The 21,803-nt window shown below is 41.6% G+C and carries 18 protein-coding genes; 6 read left to right on the top strand and 12 right to left on the bottom strand.

Annotated features, from left to right (window positions below; all coding sequences use genetic code 11):
* Positions 1–77 precede the first annotated feature (77 nt).
* The gene (gene alaS, locus DACSA_RS16370; protein WP_015230815.1) at positions 78–2,708 is read left to right on the top strand and encodes an alanine--tRNA ligase; all 2,631 of its coding nucleotides are present in this window, start codon (positions 78–80) and stop codon (positions 2,706–2,708) included.
* A 375-nt stretch (positions 2,709–3,083) separates the two neighbouring features.
* Here alaS and DACSA_RS16365 read toward each other — a convergent pair whose 3' ends face one another.
* The 7 genes from DACSA_RS16365 to DACSA_RS16335 form a co-directional block, all read right to left on the bottom strand.
* Complete coding sequence (locus DACSA_RS16365; RefSeq protein WP_015230814.1) at positions 3,084–3,521, bottom strand: anti-sigma factor family protein; 438 nt, start codon at positions 3,519–3,521, stop codon at positions 3,084–3,086.
* 146 nt (positions 3,522–3,667) lie between these two features.
* Complete coding sequence (locus DACSA_RS16360; protein WP_041235969.1) at positions 3,668–4,330, bottom strand: sigma-70 family RNA polymerase sigma factor; 663 nt, start codon at positions 4,328–4,330, stop codon at positions 3,668–3,670.
* 377 nt (positions 4,331–4,707) lie between these two features.
* The gene (locus DACSA_RS16355; RefSeq protein WP_015230812.1) at positions 4,708–5,916 is read right to left on the bottom strand and encodes a DUF4912 domain-containing protein; all 1,209 of its coding nucleotides are present in this window, start codon (positions 5,914–5,916) and stop codon (positions 4,708–4,710) included.
* A 392-nt stretch (positions 5,917–6,308) separates the two neighbouring features.
* Positions 6,309–7,463: a pyridoxal-phosphate-dependent aminotransferase family protein gene (locus tag DACSA_RS16350; protein ID WP_015230811.1), complete on the bottom strand. Its 1,155-nt coding sequence runs from the start codon at positions 7,461–7,463 to the stop codon at positions 6,309–6,311.
* A gap of 131 nt (positions 7,464–7,594) precedes the next feature.
* A complete protein-coding gene (locus DACSA_RS16345; protein WP_015230810.1) occupies positions 7,595–7,849 on the bottom strand; it encodes a DUF5340 domain-containing protein in 255 nt (84 codons plus the stop codon).
* A 37-nt stretch (positions 7,850–7,886) separates the two neighbouring features.
* Positions 7,887–8,774, bottom strand: a complete 888-nt coding sequence (gene trpC / locus DACSA_RS16340) for an indole-3-glycerol phosphate synthase TrpC (protein WP_015230809.1) — start codon at positions 8,772–8,774, stop codon at positions 7,887–7,889.
* A gap of 141 nt (positions 8,775–8,915) precedes the next feature.
* Positions 8,916–9,728 carry a TPM domain-containing protein gene (locus DACSA_RS16335; protein ID WP_041235550.1) on the bottom strand — a complete coding sequence of 271 codons (813 nt, stop codon included), beginning with the start codon at positions 9,726–9,728 and terminating at the stop codon, positions 8,916–8,918.
* A 384-nt stretch (positions 9,729–10,112) separates the two neighbouring features.
* Between DACSA_RS16335 and DACSA_RS16330 the strand changes: the two genes are divergently transcribed.
* Both DACSA_RS16330 and DACSA_RS22760 read left to right on the top strand, forming a co-directional pair.
* A complete protein-coding gene (locus tag DACSA_RS16330) occupies positions 10,113–12,524 on the top strand; it encodes a glycosyltransferase family 39 protein (RefSeq protein ID WP_015230807.1) in 2,412 nt (803 codons plus the stop codon).
* A gap of 49 nt (positions 12,525–12,573) precedes the next feature.
* On the top strand, positions 12,574–12,774 hold the full coding sequence (locus DACSA_RS22760; RefSeq protein WP_015230806.1) for a hypothetical protein: 201 nt from the start codon (positions 12,574–12,576) through the stop codon (positions 12,772–12,774).
* A gap of 67 nt (positions 12,775–12,841) precedes the next feature.
* Here the strand turns inward: DACSA_RS22760 and DACSA_RS16320 are convergent, their stop codons facing one another.
* The 3 genes from DACSA_RS16320 to DACSA_RS16310 form a co-directional block, all read right to left on the bottom strand.
* Positions 12,842–13,357, bottom strand: a complete 516-nt coding sequence (locus DACSA_RS16320) for a phosphoribosyltransferase (protein WP_015230805.1) — start codon at positions 13,355–13,357, stop codon at positions 12,842–12,844.
* A 256-nt stretch (positions 13,358–13,613) separates the two neighbouring features.
* Positions 13,614–14,432 carry an FkbM family methyltransferase gene (locus DACSA_RS16315; RefSeq protein ID WP_015230804.1) on the bottom strand — a complete coding sequence of 273 codons (819 nt, stop codon included), beginning with the start codon at positions 14,430–14,432 and terminating at the stop codon, positions 13,614–13,616.
* Positions 14,433–14,502: 70 nt separating this feature from the next.
* Positions 14,503–15,492, bottom strand: a complete 990-nt coding sequence (locus tag DACSA_RS16310; protein WP_015230803.1) for an ABC transporter ATP-binding protein — start codon at positions 15,490–15,492, stop codon at positions 14,503–14,505.
* A 324-nt stretch (positions 15,493–15,816) separates the two neighbouring features.
* Here DACSA_RS16310 and DACSA_RS16305 point away from each other — a divergent pair, with 324 nt between their 5' ends.
* The 3 genes from DACSA_RS16305 to hemB all read left to right on the top strand — a co-directional run bounded on the left by DACSA_RS16305 (position 15,817) and on the right by hemB (position 17,770).
* Positions 15,817–16,158: a hypothetical protein gene (locus tag DACSA_RS16305; RefSeq protein WP_015230802.1), complete on the top strand. Its 342-nt coding sequence runs from the start codon at positions 15,817–15,819 to the stop codon at positions 16,156–16,158.
* Positions 16,159–16,202: 44 nt separating this feature from the next.
* Positions 16,203–16,364 (top strand): hypothetical protein, encoded by a 162-nt coding sequence (locus DACSA_RS21760; protein ID WP_015230801.1) that lies wholly within the window; start codon positions 16,203–16,205, stop codon positions 16,362–16,364.
* A 383-nt stretch (positions 16,365–16,747) separates the two neighbouring features.
* Positions 16,748–17,770: a porphobilinogen synthase gene (gene hemB / locus DACSA_RS16300; RefSeq protein ID WP_015230800.1), complete on the top strand. Its 1,023-nt coding sequence runs from the start codon at positions 16,748–16,750 to the stop codon at positions 17,768–17,770.
* A 708-nt stretch (positions 17,771–18,478) separates the two neighbouring features.
* Here hemB and DACSA_RS16295 read toward each other — a convergent pair.
* Together DACSA_RS16295 and DACSA_RS16290 are read right to left on the bottom strand one after the other, a co-directional pair.
* Complete coding sequence (locus tag DACSA_RS16295) at positions 18,479–18,994, bottom strand: alpha/beta hydrolase (RefSeq protein ID WP_015230799.1); 516 nt, start codon at positions 18,992–18,994, stop codon at positions 18,479–18,481.
* Between the two features lie 10 nt (positions 18,995–19,004).
* Positions 19,005–21,764, bottom strand: a complete 2,760-nt coding sequence (locus DACSA_RS16290) for an FHA domain-containing protein (protein WP_015230798.1) — start codon at positions 21,762–21,764, stop codon at positions 19,005–19,007.
* Positions 21,765–21,803: the final 39 nt, after the last annotated feature.

Genomic DNA, 21,803 nt, shown 5'->3' with positions numbered 1-21,803 from the left:
TTATGAGACAAAAACCGATCGATCATTTTTAAGATAGGAAGTGAAGATCAAAAAACAGTTTACTCTGATTAAAACTAATGTCTAATTCCCCTCAATATCTAAGCGGTAATCAAATTCGTCAAACCTTCTTAGACTTTTACGCCAAACGCGGACATGAAGTCTTACCCAGCGCCTCTCTCGTTCCAGAAGACCCCACAGTGTTACTCACCATTGCGGGGATGCTTCCTTTTAAACCTATCTTTCTCGGACAAAAAACCGCCCCTTACAACCGCGCCACTACGTCCCAAAAATGTATTCGCACCAACGATATTGAGAATGTCGGACGCACCAAGCGCCATCATACCTTCTTTGAAATGTTGGGAAACTTTAGCTTCGGGGATTATTTCAAGGAAGAGGCGATTAAATGGGCGTGGGAACTTTCTACAAAAGGATTCGGTCTTGCTCCAGAACGGCTGATTCCCAGTGTCTATAAAGAAGACGAAGAAGCGTTTGCGATTTGGCGAGACCAAATTGGGATTGCACCACAGCGTATTCAACGTATGGGAGAAGAGGATAATTTTTGGGCGGCGGGTCCCACTGGCCCTTGTGGCCCCTGTTCCGAAATTTATTATGATTTCCATCCCGAATTAGGTGATGAAAATATCGACTTAGAAGACGATTCTCGCTTCATTGAGTTTTATAATCTCGTCTTCATGCAGTTTAATCGGGATAGTGAAGGGAATTTAACTCCCTTACAGAATCAAAATATTGATACGGGATTAGGGTTGGAACGCATGGCGCAAATCCTCCAGCAAGTTCCCAATAACTATGAAACCGATTTGATTTTCCCTATTATTAAGACAGTGGCGACGATTGCTGATCTCGATTACTCACAAGCGGATGAGAAACAGCAAGTTTCTTTAAAAGTGATTGGTGATCATGTTCGCGCTGTGGTTCATCTCATTGCTGATGGTGTTACTGCGTCAAATTTGGGACGGGGGTATGTCCTGCGTCGTCTGATTCGTCGGGTGGTTCGTCACGGACGTTTGTTAGGAATTAATCGAGAATTTACGCCAGAGGTGGCGGAAACAGCGATCGCGCTAATGGAGGGTCATTATTCTAATCTCCGTGAGGGAGAGGTGTTAATTAAACAGGAATTGAAACGAGAAGAGTCACGCTTTTTGGAGACGTTAGAACGAGGGGAGAAACTGTTAGGGGAGATTTTAGAGAAGGAAAGCAAACAGATTTCTGGGGAGGATGCGTTTGTTTTGTATGATACTTATGGGTTTCCGTTGGAATTGACGCAAGAAGTGGCTGAGGAGAAAGGGTTAACGGTTGATCTCGATGGGTTTGAAGAAGAGATGGAAAAACAGCGTCAACGTTCCCAAGCCGCACAGGAAACGATCGATCTAACGATTCAGGGAAGTATTGATCAGTTGGCGCAAACGGTACATCCGACGGAGTTTGTGGGTTATGGTAATCCCCATTCTACCGCCCAAGTGGAAGCGGTGTTAGTGGAAGGAAAAACGGTACAAGAAGCAGAAGCGGGAGAACAAGTACAGTTAATTCTCAATCAAACTCCATTTTATGCCGAATCAGGGGGACAAATTGGCGATCGAGGTTATCTTCAGGGTGAGAATTTATTAATCCGCATTGAAGATGTCCAGAAGGAATCAAGTTTGTTTATTCATATTGGACGCATAGAACGGGGGATGGTACGAGTGGGGGATACGGTCACCGCAACCATCGATCGCGCTTGTCGTCGTCGCGCTGCTGCCCATCATACTGCAACTCATCTTTTACAAGCTGCCTTAAAACAAATTATTGATCCCTCGGTGTCTCAAGCGGGATCGTTAGTGGCGTTTGATCGGCTTCGGTTTGACTTTAATTGTCCTCGTCAGATCACACGGGAAGAGTTACAACAAGTGGAAGATACCATTAACACTTGGATCGCAGAAGCACATGAGACGCAATCGGATGTGATGGCGTTTGATGAGGCGAAACAAAAAGGCGCGATCGCCATGTTTGGGGAAAAATATGATGATGTGGTGCGAGTGATTGATGTTCCTGGCGTGTCAATGGAATTATGTGGGGGAACTCACGTTAATAACACCGCCGAAATTGGACTGTTTAAGATTATCTCGGAAACGGGGATTTCATCGGGGGTGCGTCGCATTGAAGCGGTAGCGGGTCCGGCGGTATTAGAGTATTTGAACCTGCGAGAAAAAATTGTCCGTGATTTAAGTAATCAGTTGAAGGCGCAACCAGAGGAAGTTCCGCAACGGATTCAAACCTTACAATCAGACTTGAGAAATACTCAAAAGCAACTGGAAGCGGTGAAACAAGAATTGGCTTTAGCGAAGTCTGATCAATTGTTAACTGATGCGGAAACAGTGGGAGAGTTTCAGATTTTAGTCACCCAAGTGGAGGAAATGGACGCGAAGGCTTTGCAAACTGCTGCGGAACGTTTACAGCAAAAATTAGGAGAAGCAGCAGTGGTTTTAGGATCAGTTCCCGAAGCGGGGAAAGTGAGTTTAGTGGCAGCGTTTAGTCCGAAAGTGAACGAAAAAGGCTTACAAGCAGGTAAATTTATCGGCGGAATTGCGAAACTCTGTGGCGGTGGCGGCGGTGGTCGTCCCAACTTAGCCCAAGCTGGGGGAAAAGATGCGTCTCAGTTACCAGAAGCACTTTCTACGGCGCAAGTTCAGTTACGGGAACAATTACTGTAAAACGTGGGTTGGGTGGAGGATCACGAAACCCAACATCTATTCGTTATTTGTTATTCGTTATTCGTTATTCGTTATTTGTTATTTGTTAGTGGGTAGTGGGTAGTGGGTAGTTTTTCTTCTTCTTTTCTATTCACTGGTCACTGATTACTGGTCACTGGTCACTGGTCACTGGTCACTGATTACTGATCACTGATCACTGGTCACTGATTACTGGTCACTGGTCACTGGTCACTGGTCACTGATTACTGGTCACTGATTACTGGTCACTGGTCACTGGTCACTGGTCACTGATCACTGGTCACTGATTACTGGTCACTGATTACTGATCACTGGTCACTGGTCACTGGTCACTGGTCACTGGTCACTGATCACTGATCACTGATCAGATGAGGGGCTGGAAACAGGAATGATCGGTTTTTCTACGATCGGTTGGTTGATCGAAATCATTAAAGCCTCTGAGGATTTGACTTCAGCATCAGCGAAACGATCGCTGGGAGAACCGTTCCAAGATAAGACTCCTGACACGATCGTGATCAAAAGAGCGGCGATCGTTCCTCCCCTCCAAAACAACAGTTGCATAAATTGGTAATTTTCTGCTTTCGTAATCACCTCTCGACTTAAAACTTGACTCGAAGGCTTCGACCAAGGGGCGGGAAGCTGTCTCAGGCGATATCGGATTTTTAAGAGGTTTTTGTAAGTTTTCTGTGCTTCAGGATCATTAATTAACCAAGCCTCTACTTTTTCCTCTTCTTGTGGGGGTAATTCTCGATCGAGGTAGGCACTGAGTAACTCAAAATGTTGTCGGTTTTTCATGTTCTCCCTTGCCCTTCCATTATGCCTCTATCCACTCCCTACCTAAACCTTGATCAATCATCTTTTGCTCAAAATAACCGCGATGAATAATTACTTAATAGTGATTAAGGTCAGCTAGAAACGGGATGCTTCCCAGCAATTACTTCTTAGTGTAACTCAAAATATGGTTGTAAGACACTTTGTAATTTAGCTCTGGCTCTTGCAATTCTAGACTTAACTGTTCCTAAAGAAACCCCAGTCATTTCTGAAATTTCTTCGTAAGAAAAGCCCTCAATTTCCCTTAAAATAATTGTCGTTCGGAAGGATTCTGGAAGAGCCGCGATCGCGCGGTTTAACTTATCATAAAATTCTTGGCTACTCAAATCTTGGTCGGGACTCGGAACATCTGTCGCCACTTCCCAGTTTAATTCTCCATCATCTACTTGACGCGGTGCATCCAGAGAGATTGGACTTTTGACTCGCTTCCGTTTTCGCAATTCATCATAGAATAAATTGGTGGTAATCCGACTCAACCAACCGCGAAATTTCATCGGTTCTTTCAGGCGTTGAATATTCCGATAAACTCGTATCCATACCTCTTGCACTAAATCCGCGCGATCGGACCAATCTGGGGCTAAATGATAGAGCATTTTTTCCACATGAGATTGATTCCGACGTAACAATTCTGAGAACATCGCGCGATCGGGCTTTACCCCTTGCTGACAACGTAAAACCAATTGATGATCAGAAAGTTGGGTGGGACTGACTTCAGTATTAGAAACCGAAACTGCTTCTGAATTTGACCAAGATGCTGATAAGGGAGGATTTATTGGGCGATTGCTTACAGTCATTTTCTGTTCTCTCTTGTCCAAGACCGAATAAGGATAAATAAAGTTTCCGAGATGAAACCACAAGACCTTAAGCCTCTAATCTCGTCTTGCTTGCTCCTTATTCTGCCAGAAACCGATGTCAGATTTTGTTATTTGTTATTTATAATTTGTCATCGATATTTTCGGTCACTGACAGTAAGCTCTTCGGCTGCGCTCAGGTAATACCATTTTGGAAAAGTTAAGTTACAATCAATCCCCCCTAACCCCCCTTTGAAAGGGGGGAACTAGGAGTCGGTATATAGCGCTAATTATTCACGCATGGTATAAGGGAATAGAGAACAGTGGGGATGATCAGGTTTCTCCCTCACTAGATCGGTTTAAGACCACTGCAAAACTGTTTTTCCAGTCACTGGACGATCGAGGCGAGTGGCGTGTTTGGTAAACTTCATTTCTAGGGAGAAAATTGGTTTTCCTTCCGCAGAATAAGCAATCATGGGAGACTCGAGCGCGTCATTTGCAAAAGACACCTGAAAATTAAACTTGCCATCAGCACTCGTTTGAATGCGTTGTTCTCCCACCACAAGCGTTGCTCCTGATTCCGTTGCACCAGAAATCATCAATTCTGTTTCCCCAACTAAGGATAAAGCGGGAGGAATCCCTTCCCAACTGGGAACAAATCCTTCCCCGTCAGTGGTTTCTGGAGTCGCCCAAAGTCCAGCCCCAGAAGGAAAAACATAAGAACTGGTGACAGAAGGGGGTCTAGAATTATAAAACGAACCTGCCATCCGTTCTCCTTCTAACGGATCAGACATTTCAAAAATCTCTTCGTAAATCTTCTGATTCCGTTCTGCTAAACCCTGACCTGATTTTTGAGCCTCTTTCGGCTCTGGTAACGCCAACTCTTCTTCTGGGATCGCTTCTAAATCCTCCTCCCAACTCACTTCAATAAAGTGATCTTCAATCCAATCGGAGGGATAAACTGGCGGGGTGTGAACGGGGGCCGATCGAGCTAAAAGTAACCAAGTGCCATCGGAACAGCGATAACCAATTTCACAAAGATAATCTCGATCGCTCACGGGGATTGGAACATACCATTCTCGTGCCAACTCATCCACAGGATATTCCTGAACCCCTTTCGGAGTTTGCGTTTCCATCTCCCCTTGTGTCACATCATAGAGACGTAAAACCAGCTGCTGTCCTCCCTGACGGCGTAACGCTTCCTTGTGTTCATTGGGAACATCCCAATAGACATAACTCCATTCTGGATCACGAGGCATGATCACAATTCTACTTTTACCATAACCGCCAGGCAATTCTGGCAATCCTTCATCCACCGACGCTAAATCATCATCAGTTATCGTATTTTCGCTAGTTCCCAACTCAAATTTTGCCGCCTCCATCGCCTCTTGCGTTTCCGATGCGGGGATGGGATCAGTAGAGTGTTGGCTTTGTTGTTCAATACTTAAAATTGCTTCCAATAACTGCGATTTTCGCATCCGACTATAACGAGAGATATTGTATTCACTCGCTACTTTTCGCAGTTGACGCAATGTCATTTCTTTTAGAGGGGGACGTGCTTTTGCCATTGGCTTTAATTTGATGTTTAAGGACGATAATCGGCTTCGATAAAGGATTAAATGTCACGCAGGGGTCGCCGTATTTATAGTTTTAGCAAATGATCCCTAGGCAAGGTCAAGGGACAAATCTAGTTTTTTTCAGTCATTCACGGCTTCATCGCTACTTTGGGGATCATTATGTCATAGAATCTTGACATTAGCGATCCCTGAATCAAAATCAAAGACAAAGCAGTTACCAGTTACCAGTTACCAGTTACCAGTAGTTCTCAAACTTAATTAGTAACAGTGAAAGATTGATCGATTATTAATTCACTGATCACTGATCACTGATCACTGGTCATTGGTCATTGGGAGACGTTCCATGGAACGTCTCTACATTGGTCACTGATCACTGTTACCAATTAGGAGTAAGCCAAAACTCTGGTCGCAGCCGCTACTCCTGCACCATTTGCCATGGTTTCATGTCCTAATTCTCGCAACGTTGCCTCTAGTGCGCCGACAACGGTTAACACATCTCGCTCACTGACAAACCCTAAGTGACCAATTCGGAAAATGCGTCCCTTGAGTTCATTTTGTCCGCCAGCAAGGGCAATATTAAACTGTTTTTTCATCACCGAACGCACTTTTTCCGCTTCGACAGTGGTGGGTTCAACCGCCGTCACTGCTCGACTAGCAGCGTTGTTAGGCGCAAATAAGGGCAAACCTAGTGCTTCGATCGCCGCCCGTGTGGCTTGAGTATTGCGTTCATGGCGAGCAAAAATGTTTTCTAACCCTTCATTTCGCATCATTTTTAACGCTGCTTGTAAGCCATACATGAGGTTAATCGGTGGCGTGTAAGGAGTGCTATTTTTCGCCGTTGATTTCCGATAGGGTCCTAAATCCAAATAGAATTTGGGCAGTGTCGCCGTTTCGTAGGCTTGCCATGCTTTTTCGCTGACGGCAATAAATCCCAAACCAGGGGGGATCATATAACCTTTTTGTGAACCAGAGGCGACCACATCTAATCCCCATTGATCAATGGGAAGACTCACCGCGCCTAAACTGGTGACAGCATCAACGATAATTAATGCTTCACCATGATTTTTAACGTGGCGATTAATGGTTTCTAAATCATTTAAAACCCCTGTGGAAGTTTCCGAATGAGTGACAATGACGGCTTTGATTTCTTGGTTTGTGTCTGCTTCCAGCTTTTCACGGATCGCTTCTGGATCAAGCACTTCTCCCCAACCGGCGGCAATGCGTTCGGTTTTTAAGCCAAACGCTTCCGTCATATCTGCCCAGCGTTCTCCAAATTTACCATTAGAACCCACTAAAACTCGATCGCCAGCACTGAGAAAGTTGATAATTCCCGCTTCCATTGCGCCTGTACCACTGGCGGTAACAGTTAAAACATCTTGTTTCGTTTGATGTAACCATTTTAAGTTTTCGTTGATCTCGCCAATGATTTCGCTAAATTCTGGGCTACGATGACCGATGGGGTGTTTGGCTTGGGCGAGTAGGACGTTTTCTGGTACTGGGGTCGGCCCTGGAATCATTAATAAATCTTTATTTTCCATACAATCTCCTTTTGGTCTATGTAATTATTGCCAAGTCTCCGTGATCGTTTCGCGTCAATTTGCATCTTTTAGCGATCGACGGGATCAACAAAAGCGGGTTATATTATCTCACTTTCTTTGCAAATACTGAACTATTGAAATCGAGAATGGGCGGAAGAAACGGGATCAGGATTCAGTGACCAACGATATTCGATCGGGTAATTGGTTTCTTGACACATCGCCTCGATTTGCTTCTGTTGCGCCAGTGCTTTCCGCAAGGTAATAATCAGTTGTCGAGTTTGTTCGCGCAGGGCTGGATTTTGGTAAGTTGCGGTAACGGTTTGACGTTCGAGAAGTTGTAACAGTAATTCGTAATGGATATGAGAAGGGAGGGGTAAAGGTTCCATAAGTATTTCTAACCGTGAACGCACTTTTAATGCGGTGTTATTTATTATAAAGGGACTCGATCGCGCCACTGGGATCAGGTTTGACTAATAAAGATTCTCCAATTAGTACACCATTTGCACCAGCGGCTTTTACCGTTTCTAGATCATCTGCTGTATGTAATCCAGACTCACTAATTACAGTGATATCTTTGGCTTGTAAGGAGTCTCGCCGTTGCTTAATGAGATCAACTGTGGTTTGGGTATCTACGGAAAAATCTTCAAGGTTGCGGTTATTAATCCCGATCAATTTTACTCCTTCCACCGCTAAAGCTCGATCGAGTTCTTCTAAAGTATGCACTTCCACAAGGGGAATCATTCCTAAACTATTAACAATTTTCACAAAATAGTTTAAATCTTGATCATTTAAGATTGCTACAATCAATAAAATCGCATCCGCACCAACCAGACGCGCTTGATAAATTTGATAAGGATAAATAATAAACTCTTTGCATAATAAAGGCAACTCGACTGCTTTTCTTGCCAACCCTAAATTCTCAAAACTTCCCTGAAAAAAACTGACATCGGTTAACACAGACAAACAACTCGCCCCAGCTTTCTCATAGGTTTCTGCTAAAGCAACGGGATCGAAATCTTCTCGAATCACCCCTTTACTGGGAGAGGCTTTTTTAATCTCAGCAATCAACGCTGGATTACGTTTTCCCTGTTTTAAAGCGGTTAGGAAATCTCGCACTGGTGGTGCATCATCTTTTACCTGTTTTCCTAACTGAAGAAAAGGAAGTTTTTCTCGTCTTTGGTCAACTTCCTTCTCTTTCTGCCAAACAATTTTCTCCAAAATATTCTGTGGTTCATCATTAGGAAACGCCACTTGATAGCGTACTGTATTCACATGAACCGCAGGATTTGGAGGTCGTCTTCTAATTTTCATCTTTATTTTGCTGTCACGTCACAATTAACTAATAACTATAGCAATGTGTTAGTCATTTGTGGAAATCTTTGCCTCTCAGAAAGAGATGGGGTAGATAGGGGAGAATGGAACAGCCCTCCGTTAACCCCTATCAGAAACTGTTTAAGTTTTTCCTTCTGATTGCGCTCCTTCGTTGAACATTGGAGTAAGATAAACCACTAATGCTCCTAACAAGAATCCGAGAACATTACGAAGCACTGGCAACCAGTCTGCGGTGCGAGTGACAACTGGACCTAAACCAAAGGCAATAAAGAGGATTCCCCACAGCGGCGAGAAAATTAACGCCCATTGCCAGGCAACGATTTGATCTTCTTTTCGGGGTCGTGCGGCTAAACCGAAGACAATTCCGCCGACAATGGAGGTGATGAGGGTTAATATCCATTGTTCTTGAGGTAAGCCTGGCACAACGTTACAACCGCCTTTGGCTAAACAGCCTTTGACAGTATCCAAAGACTGCGCGATCGCGTTATTTTGACCATTTTCTTGGACATAGAACATATTGCCAAACCGAGTTTGTAATTCTACCCAAAAAGTCCGAGGGAGAACATCATAGACATCATCTCCGACGTTAAACGCGAGAAGATTGCCGCCTCTGGAGTCAGCGACTAATAAAACACTTTTATCATCTAGCCCCCAATACTTTTTAACTGCTCGTCCAGGAGTTTGGTCATATTGAGTTAAAACTCGTAATTTCCAGCCAGTTTCGCTTTCAAATTGCTCGATTTCTTCGATTAATGATTCTTCTTGGAGTTTCGGAAGAAAGTTGGCTAAATCAATAATTGGGGTTTGTTGCTGTGGGAGTAGGGAAGGATCATCGAAGGCTTGCGCTTGAGGGGGGTTGCTTAACCAAGCGGTGAGACCAAAACAGCAACTGATGAAGAGGATGAGGAGATGACGGAAGGAGAGCCTAGACATTTTGATATAGTTGGTTAGTTTCGACATTTGTTAAATAATTACGAACAAGCTGAGATTTCTTTACACTTGTTTACTTTATTTTAAGGATAGTAACAAAAAAGTTACAGGTGAACGAGAGATTTTTCTAACCTAAGACAGGGATTTTGGCTTAAAATCACTAGCTTTTGATAATTTAAATTGTTTTTTGGAGTGAGGCAACAAGGGACAATGGGGGTGATTGAGCCGAAGGCTCACCAAATCGAAGATTCGATTAGCTTTTTCAGTGTTGGGTTTCGTTTCTCTTCACCCAACCTACTTTGTATCATCTTCCAAAATGGTATTGTGACGATCGGTAGATGATGTATTATGACAGGTTTTTATTGTATTTTTTGGTAATTACTTTTGATGACGATTCTCTATTTGAGTTTAATTTGGTTAGGAGGAGTGATCCTCGATCGAGCGTGGTTTTTCTTTGATCAGAGTGTTCCAGCGTGGGATCAAGCGGACTATTTGAATGGAGTAATGAATTATTGGTCTGCGTTTCAAACACCAGAATGGTTTAATCCAAATTGGTGGGAACAAATTTGGCTACTTTCTTCCAAAATTCCCCCTGGAATGTATATTTTAACCGCGCCTTTTTTAGAGGTTTTTGGCACTAATTACGATGCAGCAACTATAATTTTAACGGTTTTTAGTGCGATTTTAATTGTCTCGGTTTATGGTCTCGGTTGCTTATTATTTAACCCGAAAGTTGGCTTACTCGCCGCGATTTTATGTCAGATTTTACCTGGTTTGTATCGTTATCGCACTGAATTTGTTCTTGATTATCCTGTCACCGCAATTGTTACTTTATGTTTCTTTTTCTTGACTTTATGGAAACAGTCTAATCGTCTGACTTGGTTAAGCGCGATCGGGGTGGGAATAACGATCGGTTTCGGGTTGATGATTAAACAAACGGTTCTTTTATTTCTTTTGTTTCCGATTATTTGGTTATTACTAACGACACTTTGGGAAAAAAAGTGGCAAAGGTTGCTTGAAATCTGTTTAGGGTTCATGGTTTCTCTATTGATTTTTTATCCCTGGTATCGCACCAATTGGTTACTGATTTTAACATCAGGAAAACGAGCAACTGTTGACTCAGCAATCGCTGAAGGTGATCCCGCATTAAACACGATCAATGCTTGGATATACTACGGAAAGATTTTACCTTATTTATTATCTTGGCATTTATTAATCATCCCGATTGTCTGTTTTTTGATTTATGGTTTTCTGTGGTTGAGAAATCAAAATTGGTTTAATGATCGAGACATGAAAACCATCCGTTGGTTAGCTATCTTTTTAATCGGTGGTTACTTCCTCAACTCCTTAAACATCAATAAAGATGCTCGTTATATTTTGCCTTTATTACCGATTTTATCTCTTATTTTTGCTCAAGGATTATATTTAGTGCGTCGTCAGTGGCGAGGTTATATTATTTCTGGGAGTGTTGGGTTAGGAATCTTATTAATGATTCTAAATTTGTTTCCCTTAAAAGGCGAAATGATCACTAAAATTTTAAGTCCGAATGTACAACATTATCCGACAATCGGAAAAGATTATCCTCATCAGGAAGTGATTAGCGAAATTGTTAAAACTTCTACCTATTTAAGAACAACATTAGGCGTTTTACCTTCGACACCAATTATTAATCAACATAACTTTTCCTTTTATGGCGCGAAAGCTAACTTTCAAGTTTATGGTCGCCAAGTGGGAGTAGAAGAAGGTAATATCGAAAAAGACGCTCGATCGTTGCCTTATTTTTTAACTAAAAGCGGTGATCAAGGATCAGTTTCTCAACCTCAAACCTTAATCACTCGTCGCATTGAAACGGGTGACGATTTTCGCTTAACTAAAACTTGGGAATTACCCGATCGAACTTCACTTAAGTTATATCAAAAAAAAGAAGCAACTGTTGAGGTTAATCCCATTGCTGACACTCCTAGAAAGGTAAAATTAACGAACATAGAATTTCCTGAAAAAATTCCTGCGGATGCTTCAATTCCCATCCGTTATACTTGGGAAGGAAATTGGCAAGAATTAAAATCAGGAATTGTGCTTTTAACTTGGGAAGGAGAGGAAGACTTTTGGTTACATGATCATGGGATTGGGATGGGAAATTTATCAACTCAACTCGCAAAAAAAGGAGGGTTTCAAGTGAGAGAAAATACAGCGATGTTTGTTCCTCCTGATCTTCCCTCTGGAGACTATATCTTAAAAGGGAGATATATCGATCGAGAAACCAGAAAAAGTTATCCTCTTGACCTTCCTGATGTATCATTAAAAGTTGAGGCTAATGTATCCTCTCCGAATGCGCCAGAATTAGATTTAGTCACTCAATTACGTCTCGCTGCGATGAAACTTCCTCAAGGGGAAGCGGCTTTAGAAGACATTTTTGCTACCATCGAACGGATTAATCAATATGATCCGATTCAAGATTATTTAAAGCAAGCAGAAATCGCCTTAAAATATCGTTTACAAGCAGAAGAAATTAAGCTAGAGTGGCTTTATCCTTTAGCACTTTCCGAAGTGTTACAACGGGATGCAGAAGGCGCGATCGAGCAGTTTAAAACCCTTACCGAATTAGATTCTAAAAATCCCCATTCCTATGCTTATCTCGCGTTTGTCTATCTTTATGATTGGCAACCTCAAGCAGCAGAAAAGACTCTCGAAACAGCACTCAATCTTAACCCTAATTTAGAGATTTTACACACTTTAGACGGTGTTTCCGCCTTAATGCAAGGTAATATAATTAAAGCACTATCAAAACTTAACCAATAATAAATTTGATAAATTTGAAAACTAAACGCGATCATCATCATCCAAAACCATGTTAGACTACTCCCTGCTTCAAAACTTACCCTCAGCAGAAGACTTACCCGACTCTGACGATACTCCTGTGGATAACGAATTACAAGAATTAATCCCTCATCTACTCAGAACAATTCTAAGGTTTTTAACTCCAGAAGAACGATCGCAACGTTACGCCCAAAGATTACGAGAACTGGGAATTGATCCTAATTCTCTTTAATTTCAACAGGAAACGCCACCCTCATCACTTAAGAGGAAACTGAAATCAAAATATCACGACTTTGGGATTAGGAGGAGGGGGTTGATTTTACTAAATCAGCAACACTTGTCTGTTCATAAATTTCAAACGGCTGATGAATCCAGGGATTATCTTCTAAGTAGTGGACATAATAATCAGGAACAATGATTGAACAATCTTTTCGCCATAAAACAGCACTCCGAATTTCTGTAATGTCTTCTTGATAATGTTCTTTTAGCCACTCTAAACTGACTTTTAAGCTAATTCCAGAATCCACTAAATCATCCACTAACAAAACTTTGTTTCCGAGGTGAGAATTGGTCATCGAAAGATGTTCAGAAATTATTATTTCTCCTCGTGTTTGATTATTTTCTCCCCCATAAGAAGCAGCAGAAAGAATCGCTAAAGGTTGCTGAAAAAGACGGGAAAAAATATCTCCCACTCGCAACCCTCCCTTCGCAATACAAACAATTTGGTTAAATGTCCAGTTGGATTGAGCAATTTTAACCGCGAGTTGCTCGATCGTTTTATGATATTCTGACCAAGAAATATATAAATCTGACATTTTCTGTGATGGGTTATTTTGGCTCTTCTACAGTGAGTATGATAAATTAATAGTTAAAGTCGAGGCAAAAGGCAAATGGATTCTTTTTGGTCAAAAAATAACATTGTTCAGCCATTTCCATACCTTTTTGCCAAATTATTAAATCTTTAATATAAAAAATATCTTAACACTTTTGCCTCTTGCCTTTTGCCTCTTGCCTTATTCTACTATTTTTCTATTATAGCTACTGTCGAAAAACCGTTATTTTTTCTTCAAGTTAATTGACAGCAAATCTCTCCATTACCCAATTTAACCATTTTCCATTATAAGGAGTCGTAATCTGCGCGATCGAGCTTTCGGGATAATCCCCTTCTCTAAAACTAATAATATTCCCATAGACAGCGTTACGAGGAAAAATCAGATCGGGGTCTAATTGAAGATTTTGTAAATCAAAGATTTGAGTTCTCGCATCTGGTGCGTAATCAATCATAATACTAAACCCATAACCGCACTTTTGTAAAGTCTCCAAACAATTCATTGTTCCTTTTAAGAACTTTGGCGACCATCCTTTCTCTCCTTGATAGCGACGACTTCCTCCCCCATATTCAAACATGATTACTTGCGGTAACTGTAAGAAACTCAACGCTTTTAATTGCTCAATTACGACTCTTTCCCAGCCTTCAATATCTAATTTTAAGCAAGTGATTTTATTAATTTCAGTTAATCTAATCAATTCGGATAAATCAATTGTCGAAACTAATTTTGTATTTTGAGAAGACGCAAACCATTCTGATTCTAAAGAGTTAAAATTAGCGTTTGCTAACCGTGCAAATTTTCCTAAATGTAGCGTCTGTGTGCCGTTTTCATCAGACAAACAACATTCTAATAGTCGAATTGAATTACGCTCACAAATTCGTCTTAATTTATCATTAGGGGAGGGTTCAATGGCAATGGTTGAGAATCCTAATTGTGAGAATAAATCACAATAAAAGGCAAAGTTTCCCACTCCAACATCAAGACAAACTCCCGATCGATTCGGATCAATATGGGGTAAAATTTCTCGTAGCAGACTTTGGCAACAGGCTTCAACACGCATGGATTAAATTGATTACTATCAGTGCTTACCCCATCCTACCTGATCATGGGTCTTTTCTATTTCCAGTGAATTATTTACTGGTTTCTATTCCCTTTTTTCGTAGCTGTTGGAGGAAAAACTCTTCTAGAGAAACTCTGGCGAGTTTTAATTCTAAAATTTCCCCGTTCATCTCTTCTAAAGCGGTTAATAATTCTTGAGGATTCTGTTGGCAATCCAGTTGACCAAACCAACGATTTTCAGCAAAATCGAGATGATTAATCCATTGTTTTAAAGTTTCGGGATTTCCTCCTCTTCCTACAACTTGATAAGTGTTTTCACTCCCTAATAACTCATCCAGTGAACCAGAAGAAATAATTTCTCCTTGTGCTAAGATAGCAACTCGATCGCAGATTTGTTCCACATCTCCCAAGACATGAGAGTTAAAAAAGATAGTCTTTCCTTGCTCTTTTAGTGATAAAATAATTTGGCGAATTTGATATCGTCCAATGGGGTCTAATCCCGACATCGGTTCGTCTAAAAAGACTAATTCTGGATCGTTAATTAAGGCTTGCGCCATCCCAATTCGTTGTAACATTCCCTTAGAATATTGACGCAGTTGTTTCTTTTTTGCGGTTTTTCGATCGATTCCCACCAGATCAATGAGTTGTGGTATTCGTTGCTTTTGTACAGAAGGAGAAATCTGAAATAAGCCAGCAATAAATTGTAAAAACTCCCAAGCGGTGAGATAATTATAAAGATAGGGATTTTCGGGGAGATACCCTAATCTCTGTTTAACCGCTCGATCGCCGATCGGTTTCCCTAATAATACCGCGCGTCCCGAACTAGCGCGAACAATTCCCAGTAAAATTTTTAATAAAGTCGTTTTTCCCGCGCCATTGGGTCCAAGTAAACCGAAGGTTTCTCCCTCATAAACCGTCAAAGTACAACCTTTGAGGGATTCTACTTTCTGATTTAACCAAAAGCCAGTGCGATAGACTTTTTTAAGTTCCCAAGTTTGTACCACACGGGTGGCTTCTTGGTCTTCCAGCTTTACATTTAGAGAAGGGGTAACAGAATCCATCTTTACATCATTGACAACACTGCCAGCTTCATTATTCCCTATTTTGAGCAAATTTCATCATCTCATCATTCCGAAAATAGTCGGGGTGAAGCTACATTGTAGGGTTTGTCCTGCCCACCATAGCTGAGTTTCATGATCGGATACTGTAGCATAACTTTTTGAAAATGGTATTAGAACTACTATAGTCGGGGTGAAGTGACATGAAAAGAATTTAATCAATTTTTTTATCATTTTTTTGCAAAAGTGTTTACAATAAACCATCCTTCGGATTGACCCTGTTTAAAATACGAAACAAGGAATAAATCAAGTAAACAGAGATGTGTTATGAGTTATACATTTGATATTGTTGGTGTAACAAGTATCGGAACATTTGTTCAATTCCAACACCAGCTTTCTCAAAAAAATTATCTTGGTAAAACCTATCTCGGAAGTTACGATTGTTCTCTCGATAGTTTAATCCAAGCAACAAAAACCATTCCAGACAAACCGAACTGGGATTGGGATCAAGTATTAGAAGAAATCGTGAATTTTTGGGTGAAATCAGAAGCAGGGATTCAACATTGGAAACAACAACTAGAAATCGTGAAGGAAGAGAGTTTGTTAGTCGCACGTATCGCTAACTCGGAAGCACTTCGCCAAGAATTTGAATCTTTGTTCAAAAGGTAATAACATTAAACCAGTTGGCTTACCCCTCAAGGACTGTTCTGATAATGACAAAAGGAAAAATTGTTGCGATCGCAACTGGTGCAATTTCAATTTTAATCGCTGTGGCGTATCTGATCCTTGTTCTTCTCTTAGATACTCGTGGCGAAATGAAACCCGCGCCAATCAGCCAAACTCCATCTCCTGTGGTGCTTTCCACCCTTGTCTAATCTGAAATCTAAAAAAGTCTGCTACATACTTAGGGTTTGCTGAAAAAGTTCATTGTTGTTGGGTTTCGTAAACTTCACCCAACCTACTTTTCTGCTGAAAAAGTTCATTGTTGTTGGGTTTCGTAAACTTCACCCAACCTACTTTTCTACTGAAAAAGTTCATTGTTGTTGGGTTTCGTAAACTTCACCCAACCTACTTTACTGAAGTTGTTATGATGTAAAATTCAATGTAACATTTTAAGTGTTTGTCTGTTGTTGTTTTAGTATGCCCTGTTCCCGATTCTCTTGCGCGTAGTGCGCTGATCAGTGATTGATTGAAGGTTATCTTCCCTACAATAGAAAATTAGTGAAAGAATAGTTTAAACCTCGTTTAAAAATTGCTTATGACCTCCTCATTAACACCAGACCTAAAAACCCATCAATCCCGATCGCTTCCCCGTCGTCCGCGTCGTTTACGCCGTAATCCTGCTTTACGGAAAATGGTACAGGAAGCGCATTTATCGGTAGAAGATTTAATCTATCCCCTGTTTGTGACGGAAGGAGAAAATACACGGGTAGAAGTGCCTTCCATGCCTGGCAGTTATCGCTATACTTTAGACTTGTTATTGGCAGAAGTAAAAGAAGCCTCGAAACTGGGAATCTGCTCGATCGCGCTGTTTCCCGCCTTACCAGAGGACAAAAAAGATGCCACCGCTACCGAAAGCTATAACCCTAATGGTTTAGTCCAGCGTACCATCCGCGCCATTAAAGAAACTGTCCCCGAAATGATTGTCATCACTGATGTTGCCCTTGATCCGTTTTCTGATCAAGGACATGATGGTATTGTCAGCGAAACTGGGGAAATCCTCAACGATGAAACCGTCGAAGTTTTAGTGAAAATGGCAGTTTCTCAAGCCGCTGCTGGTGCCGATATTGTCGCTCCTTCTGATATGATGGACGGACGCATTGGGGCGATTCGAGAAGGCTTAGACCATGCGGGTTATACGAATACTGGCATCCTTGCTTATTCTGCTAAATATGCTTCTGCTTATTATGGTCCGTTTCGGGATGCGTTAGATTCTGCACCAAAATTTGGTGACAAGAAAACCTATCAAATGGATGCCGCCAACGCCAGAGAGGCTTTAACCGAGATTGAATTAGACATTCAAGAAGGCGCAGACATGGTTATGGTGAAACCCGCTTTAGCCTATCTAGATGTGATTCATTTAGTGCGTCAAAATACGAATCTTCCCGTTGCGGCTTATAACGTCAGTGGGGAATATGCCATGATTAAAGCGGCGGCGGAAAAAGGTTGGATTGATGAGGAAAAAATTGTCATGGAAACTCTCACCAGTATGAAACGCGCTGGTGCTGATTTGATTCTCAGTTATTTTGCGAAACAAGTGGCGCAATTATTAGCGGAGTAAAATCCTTTTTCTTTCTTTCCCCCCCTTACTAAGCTACATTGTAGGGTTTGCCTCGCCCACCATCAGGTAACTTTCTGATTGGTGTTGGGTTTCGCGTGGAGACGTTCCATGGAACGTCTCTACCCAACCTACTTTCTTTCTACTTTCTTTCTTTTCCCCCGAACTCGCGGGGGGTTAGGGGGGATTACCCGTAATCAGGTGATTGCTGAGAATTGATGTTGGGTTTCGTTTCTCTCCACCCAACCTACTTTCTTTCTTTTCCCCCCTTTCAAAGGGGGGTTAGGGGGGATTACCCGTAATCAGGTGATTGCTGAGAATTGATGTTGGGTTTCGTTTCTCTCCACCCAACCTACTTTCTTTCTTTTCCCCCCTTTCAAAGGGGGGTTAGGGGGGATTACCCGTAATCAGGTGATTGCTGAGAATTGATGTTGGGTTTCGTTTCTCTCCACCCAACCTACTTTCTTTCTTTTCCCCCTTTCAAAGGCAGGGCTGTTTCATTCTTTTAAAATTAAGGGAGGTAGGGAGATGGGGGAGACAAGGGAGACAAGGGAGATGGGGGAGATTTCAGGACTCTTTTTTCTTATGAATTAGTCAAAAAGTAAGAAAAAGGCTTCGATCGAACGTACCGTAAGAGGTTCAGGCGATCGCTGCCAATTTTGACCCCGAGAATGAAACAGCCCTGCCTTTCAAAGGGGGGTTAGGGGGGATTCACTTACGATCGAAATTCTCCATGATCTGATTTAAGTTTTCGTAAAACTCGATCACGCGATCGCCCTGCACTAAAACTTCTGCTGTGGGATAGTTTTCCATCACTTCAATTAAACGGAGATTATCATCAGGAAGCGCAGAACTAACAAAAGCCGCCCTTAAAGACTGTCGATTTGCTGTTCCTGAAGGGTGTTGGACGATCGAACTCATTTGATCTAAAGCTAATTCGCCAGGAAAACTGTTAAAGAATTTATACAAAAACACTGAATCCGCAGGAATGGGAGTGATCAGTGCTTGTTGTAATCGTTCTGGTTCTTGTTGAGATTTTTCTAAGTAAAACTCTAGAGACGAAGACAATTCTCCTGTATCCGCAAAAGTTCTTAACTCGCCAACTGAAATGGATTCTCGGAACATTTTATACTTAAAGATAATGGTTTCCGACGCGATCGCGCTCCCACCGCCAAGAATACCCACTGTTACTAACAGACTAATGATTGCTTGTGATAGCGATTTCATAGTTTTTGACTTAAATAATATCTTTTCGTTTTTGGATACCGTATAAAGCACCAAACATAATGACCATCAATCCTGTTAAAATGCTCCAGTGACGGACAACATTCACCGCAAAGGCATTCCCATAGTCTGTATAAAACCGATCGATCAATCCTTCGGCTTCCCCGATCGCGCTTTCATAGTTTTCCTTCCAACGGCTATACTGATCTTGCCAAGTGTCAATTCGTTCTTGATATTGATTGACCTGCGTTTGATAGTCCTCGATCGCCGCTTGATAGTCATCTAAATCTTCTTCATACTGTTGTTGAGCCTGAAAAGAGGGAGACTCTGGTTTTTTGGGAGCGGTGGGAGGAGCATCAGGTTCAGTGGGTTTTTGCGGTTCGGGTTCATCGACGGCGGGGTCATATTTTCCAGCAATGCCAGGGAACTCGCAAGCTCTAAAAATACTTTTCCCAAAACAATCACAATTCTGGATTTGTGTCTCACTGAGATTGTTTCGTTCCGTTTTTGGCAATTCCCAACAGGGATCATTTCCCACATCAGTTCCCAAACCTGTAATTGTCACCAGAGATTCAAAAGACCACTTGGTTAAAGAGAGATGATTCAAAATCAGTCCTGGTGTTCCCAATGTGTTCACAGGTAAAACCCCACCACCAAAGGTAATTTGAGGAACAAGGACAATAATCGTCAGCAAAGGCGCAATATTTGGATTCGGTGCGATCGCGCTCACCAGCAACCCTAACATCATCCCTGATAACGTCGCCAGTAACAGCGTCAGATAAAACCCACTCAACACTGAGAAAGATAACGGTAAATCTACCGCTAACACCTTAAACAATAAAAACACTAGAGCTTGATACAATGCCAAAATTAAACTTACTGCCACCTTAGAGAAGAGATAGGGAAGTAATTTCAAAACAATCATCCGTTCCCGACGATAAATTTCTTGTTCCTTCACAATTTCTCGCATTGTGGATAAACTTCCCACCATCACCGCAATTAACGCCGCCGTAAATAGCATTGTAATCCCTTGTCCCGGATCACCATTGCTGGTGTCAAAAATTTTAGCTTGCCAGGTAAAAAAGTCTAAAACCCCTAAAACGGGAGCGATCGCCAGCATTAGGATTAAACTCGCTCGATCGCGCTTAATAATCGCTAAATTCCGTTCCGTAAGAATCAAAAATTGTCGCCAAGAGGAAATATGCTGAGTGCGAGGTGATTTTGGCTGACGAGAGGTTTCTGTAACGGGTTCACGATTAATCGTCGGAAGCGAGCTTTGTCTTTCTACCACATAGGTTTGATACCAATCAGAGTCCTCATATTCAGTTTTCCATACCTTCGGGTCCTCTGTATTTTCTACCTTGCGATAAATCTCATTGAATCGATCGACCTCAAAATACTCGATCGCATCATTAGGAGAACCATAATAAGCCAGATTCCCCCCTTTAGCCAGAAACACCACTTGATTACAAAGAGTGACATTTTCCGTCGCATGAGTAATTAAAATAATTGTCCGTCCCTCATTCGCCAAATCTTTTAACAGTTTCATCATCTCCCCTTCCGTACCTGGATCTAATCCTGATGTTGCTTCATCCAAGAAAAATAAACTCGGTCGCGTGATTAATTCCACCCCAATGGAAACTCGTTTTTGTTGTCCACCACTAAGCTCTTTAAACGGAACATTCGCACGATGAGACAGTCCTAACTCTCCTAGCACCTGCTGAAGACGATCTTGCCTTTCTTTTCCCGTTGTATCCGCAGGCATTCTTAATTGAGCCGCAAAATCTAGCGCTTCCACCGCCGTTAAATCAACGTGAACAATATCTTTTTGAGGAACATAACCAATTTGAGAGCGATAAGCATTATAATTCCGATAAAGATCATTCCCATTCACCAAAACCACGCCACTGGTTGCGGGACGAGAACCATTTAACGCATCCATTAAAGTTGATTTTCCGCCGCCACTCACTCCCGCAATGACAACAAATTCATTAGGTTCAATGGAGAAAGAAATATCATTTAAAAGATTGACTCCTTTCCCCACAACTTTATTTAAATTAACCGCATCAATCCGTAATTTTCCTTCTTCATTCCTAACAATTAGGGTTTCATCAATATTAAACTCCGATCGCCAAGGTCCGATACTGATTAAATCCCCTGGTTTGAGGACTCGTTTTTTATGAATGGCGCGACCATTAACATAAGTCCCATTGGTTGAATTCAGATCATAAATATAAAAAGATTCATCTTCCTTTTGAATTCTTCCATGAAAACGAGACACCGAAGGATGAGCAATCACCTGATCATTTTGCGGATCACGTCCAATTTTAAGTTCCGAACGACCTTGAAGATTAACCGATTCTGCTGATACAATCATCTCTCCCTGTGAGCGATCTTGGGGAGTGATAATTGTTTGTCTCGTTTCTGGGGGAGAAAACGTTGTTTGTCCCATCAAAATTGTTTCTTGAGAAGAGTTAAGAAACCGAAACTGAAAGCATTTTTCTCCAATTTGAATCGTATCGTCCTCATGGAGTTCCCAATGTTCTCTAGAGGCGATGGGTTCACCATTCACATAAGTTCCATTACTACTATTCAGGTCAATTATAAAACACCGATTTTCCTCGATAACCAATTGAGCATGATTTCCCGATACTTGGAGATCATTAAGGATTAAATCGTTATCTTGATTACGTCCAATGTTGATAATTCCTTCCTCAAAAGTAAATAACTCTTGATTTTCTTCTTCCTGATTTGATCTTAGACTGACGCTCATGATTCTAAATGAAATGATTTAAGGAAACAGAGTCACAAC

Origin of the sequence: Dactylococcopsis salina PCC 8305 (assembly GCF_000317615.1) — a bacterium.
GTDB classification, from domain to species: Bacteria; Cyanobacteriota; Cyanobacteriia; order Cyanobacteriales; family Rubidibacteraceae; genus Halothece; species Halothece salina.
The sequence above is the reverse complement of the archived record's forward strand: the minus strand, read 5'-3'. Positions and strand labels throughout refer to the sequence as shown.

Bases quoted from the DNA above. Each gene is read 5' to 3' on its own strand.
- alaS (WP_015230815.1), top strand. From the start codon at position 78: ATGTCTAATTCCCCTCAATATCTAAGCGGTAATCAAATTCGTCAAACC.
- DACSA_RS16365 (WP_015230814.1), bottom strand. From the start codon at position 3,521: ATGAAAAACCGACAACATTTTGAGTTACTCAGTGCCTACCTCGATCGA.
- DACSA_RS16355 (WP_015230812.1), bottom strand. From the start codon at position 5,916: ATGGCAAAAGCACGTCCCCCTCTAAAAGAAATGACATTGCGTCAACTG.
- DACSA_RS16350 (WP_015230811.1), bottom strand. From the start codon at position 7,463: ATGGAAAATAAAGATTTATTAATGATTCCAGGGCCGACCCCAGTACCA.
- DACSA_RS16345 (WP_015230810.1), bottom strand. From the start codon at position 7,849: ATGGAACCTTTACCCCTCCCTTCTCATATCCATTACGAATTACTGTTA.
- trpC (WP_015230809.1), bottom strand. From the start codon at position 8,774: ATGAAAATTAGAAGACGACCTCCAAATCCTGCGGTTCATGTGAATACA.
- DACSA_RS16335 (WP_041235550.1), bottom strand. From the start codon at position 9,728: ATGTCTAGGCTCTCCTTCCGTCATCTCCTCATCCTCTTCATCAGTTGC.
- DACSA_RS16330 (WP_015230807.1), top strand. From the start codon at position 10,113: ATGACGATTCTCTATTTGAGTTTAATTTGGTTAGGAGGAGTGATCCTC.
- DACSA_RS22760 (WP_015230806.1), top strand. From the start codon at position 12,574: ATGTTAGACTACTCCCTGCTTCAAAACTTACCCTCAGCAGAAGACTTA.
- DACSA_RS16320 (WP_015230805.1), bottom strand. From the start codon at position 13,357: ATGTCAGATTTATATATTTCTTGGTCAGAATATCATAAAACGATCGAG.
- DACSA_RS16315 (WP_015230804.1), bottom strand. From the start codon at position 14,432: ATGCGTGTTGAAGCCTGTTGCCAAAGTCTGCTACGAGAAATTTTACCC.
- DACSA_RS16310 (WP_015230803.1), bottom strand. From the start codon at position 15,492: ATGGATTCTGTTACCCCTTCTCTAAATGTAAAGCTGGAAGACCAAGAA.
- DACSA_RS16305 (WP_015230802.1), top strand. From the start codon at position 15,817: ATGAGTTATACATTTGATATTGTTGGTGTAACAAGTATCGGAACATTT.
- DACSA_RS21760 (WP_015230801.1), top strand. From the start codon at position 16,203: ATGACAAAAGGAAAAATTGTTGCGATCGCAACTGGTGCAATTTCAATT.
- hemB (WP_015230800.1), top strand. From the start codon at position 16,748: ATGACCTCCTCATTAACACCAGACCTAAAAACCCATCAATCCCGATCG.
- DACSA_RS16295 (WP_015230799.1), bottom strand. From the start codon at position 18,994: ATGAAATCGCTATCACAAGCAATCATTAGTCTGTTAGTAACAGTGGGT.
- DACSA_RS16290 (WP_015230798.1), bottom strand. From the start codon at position 21,764: ATGAGCGTCAGTCTAAGATCAAATCAGGAAGAAGAAAATCAAGAGTTA.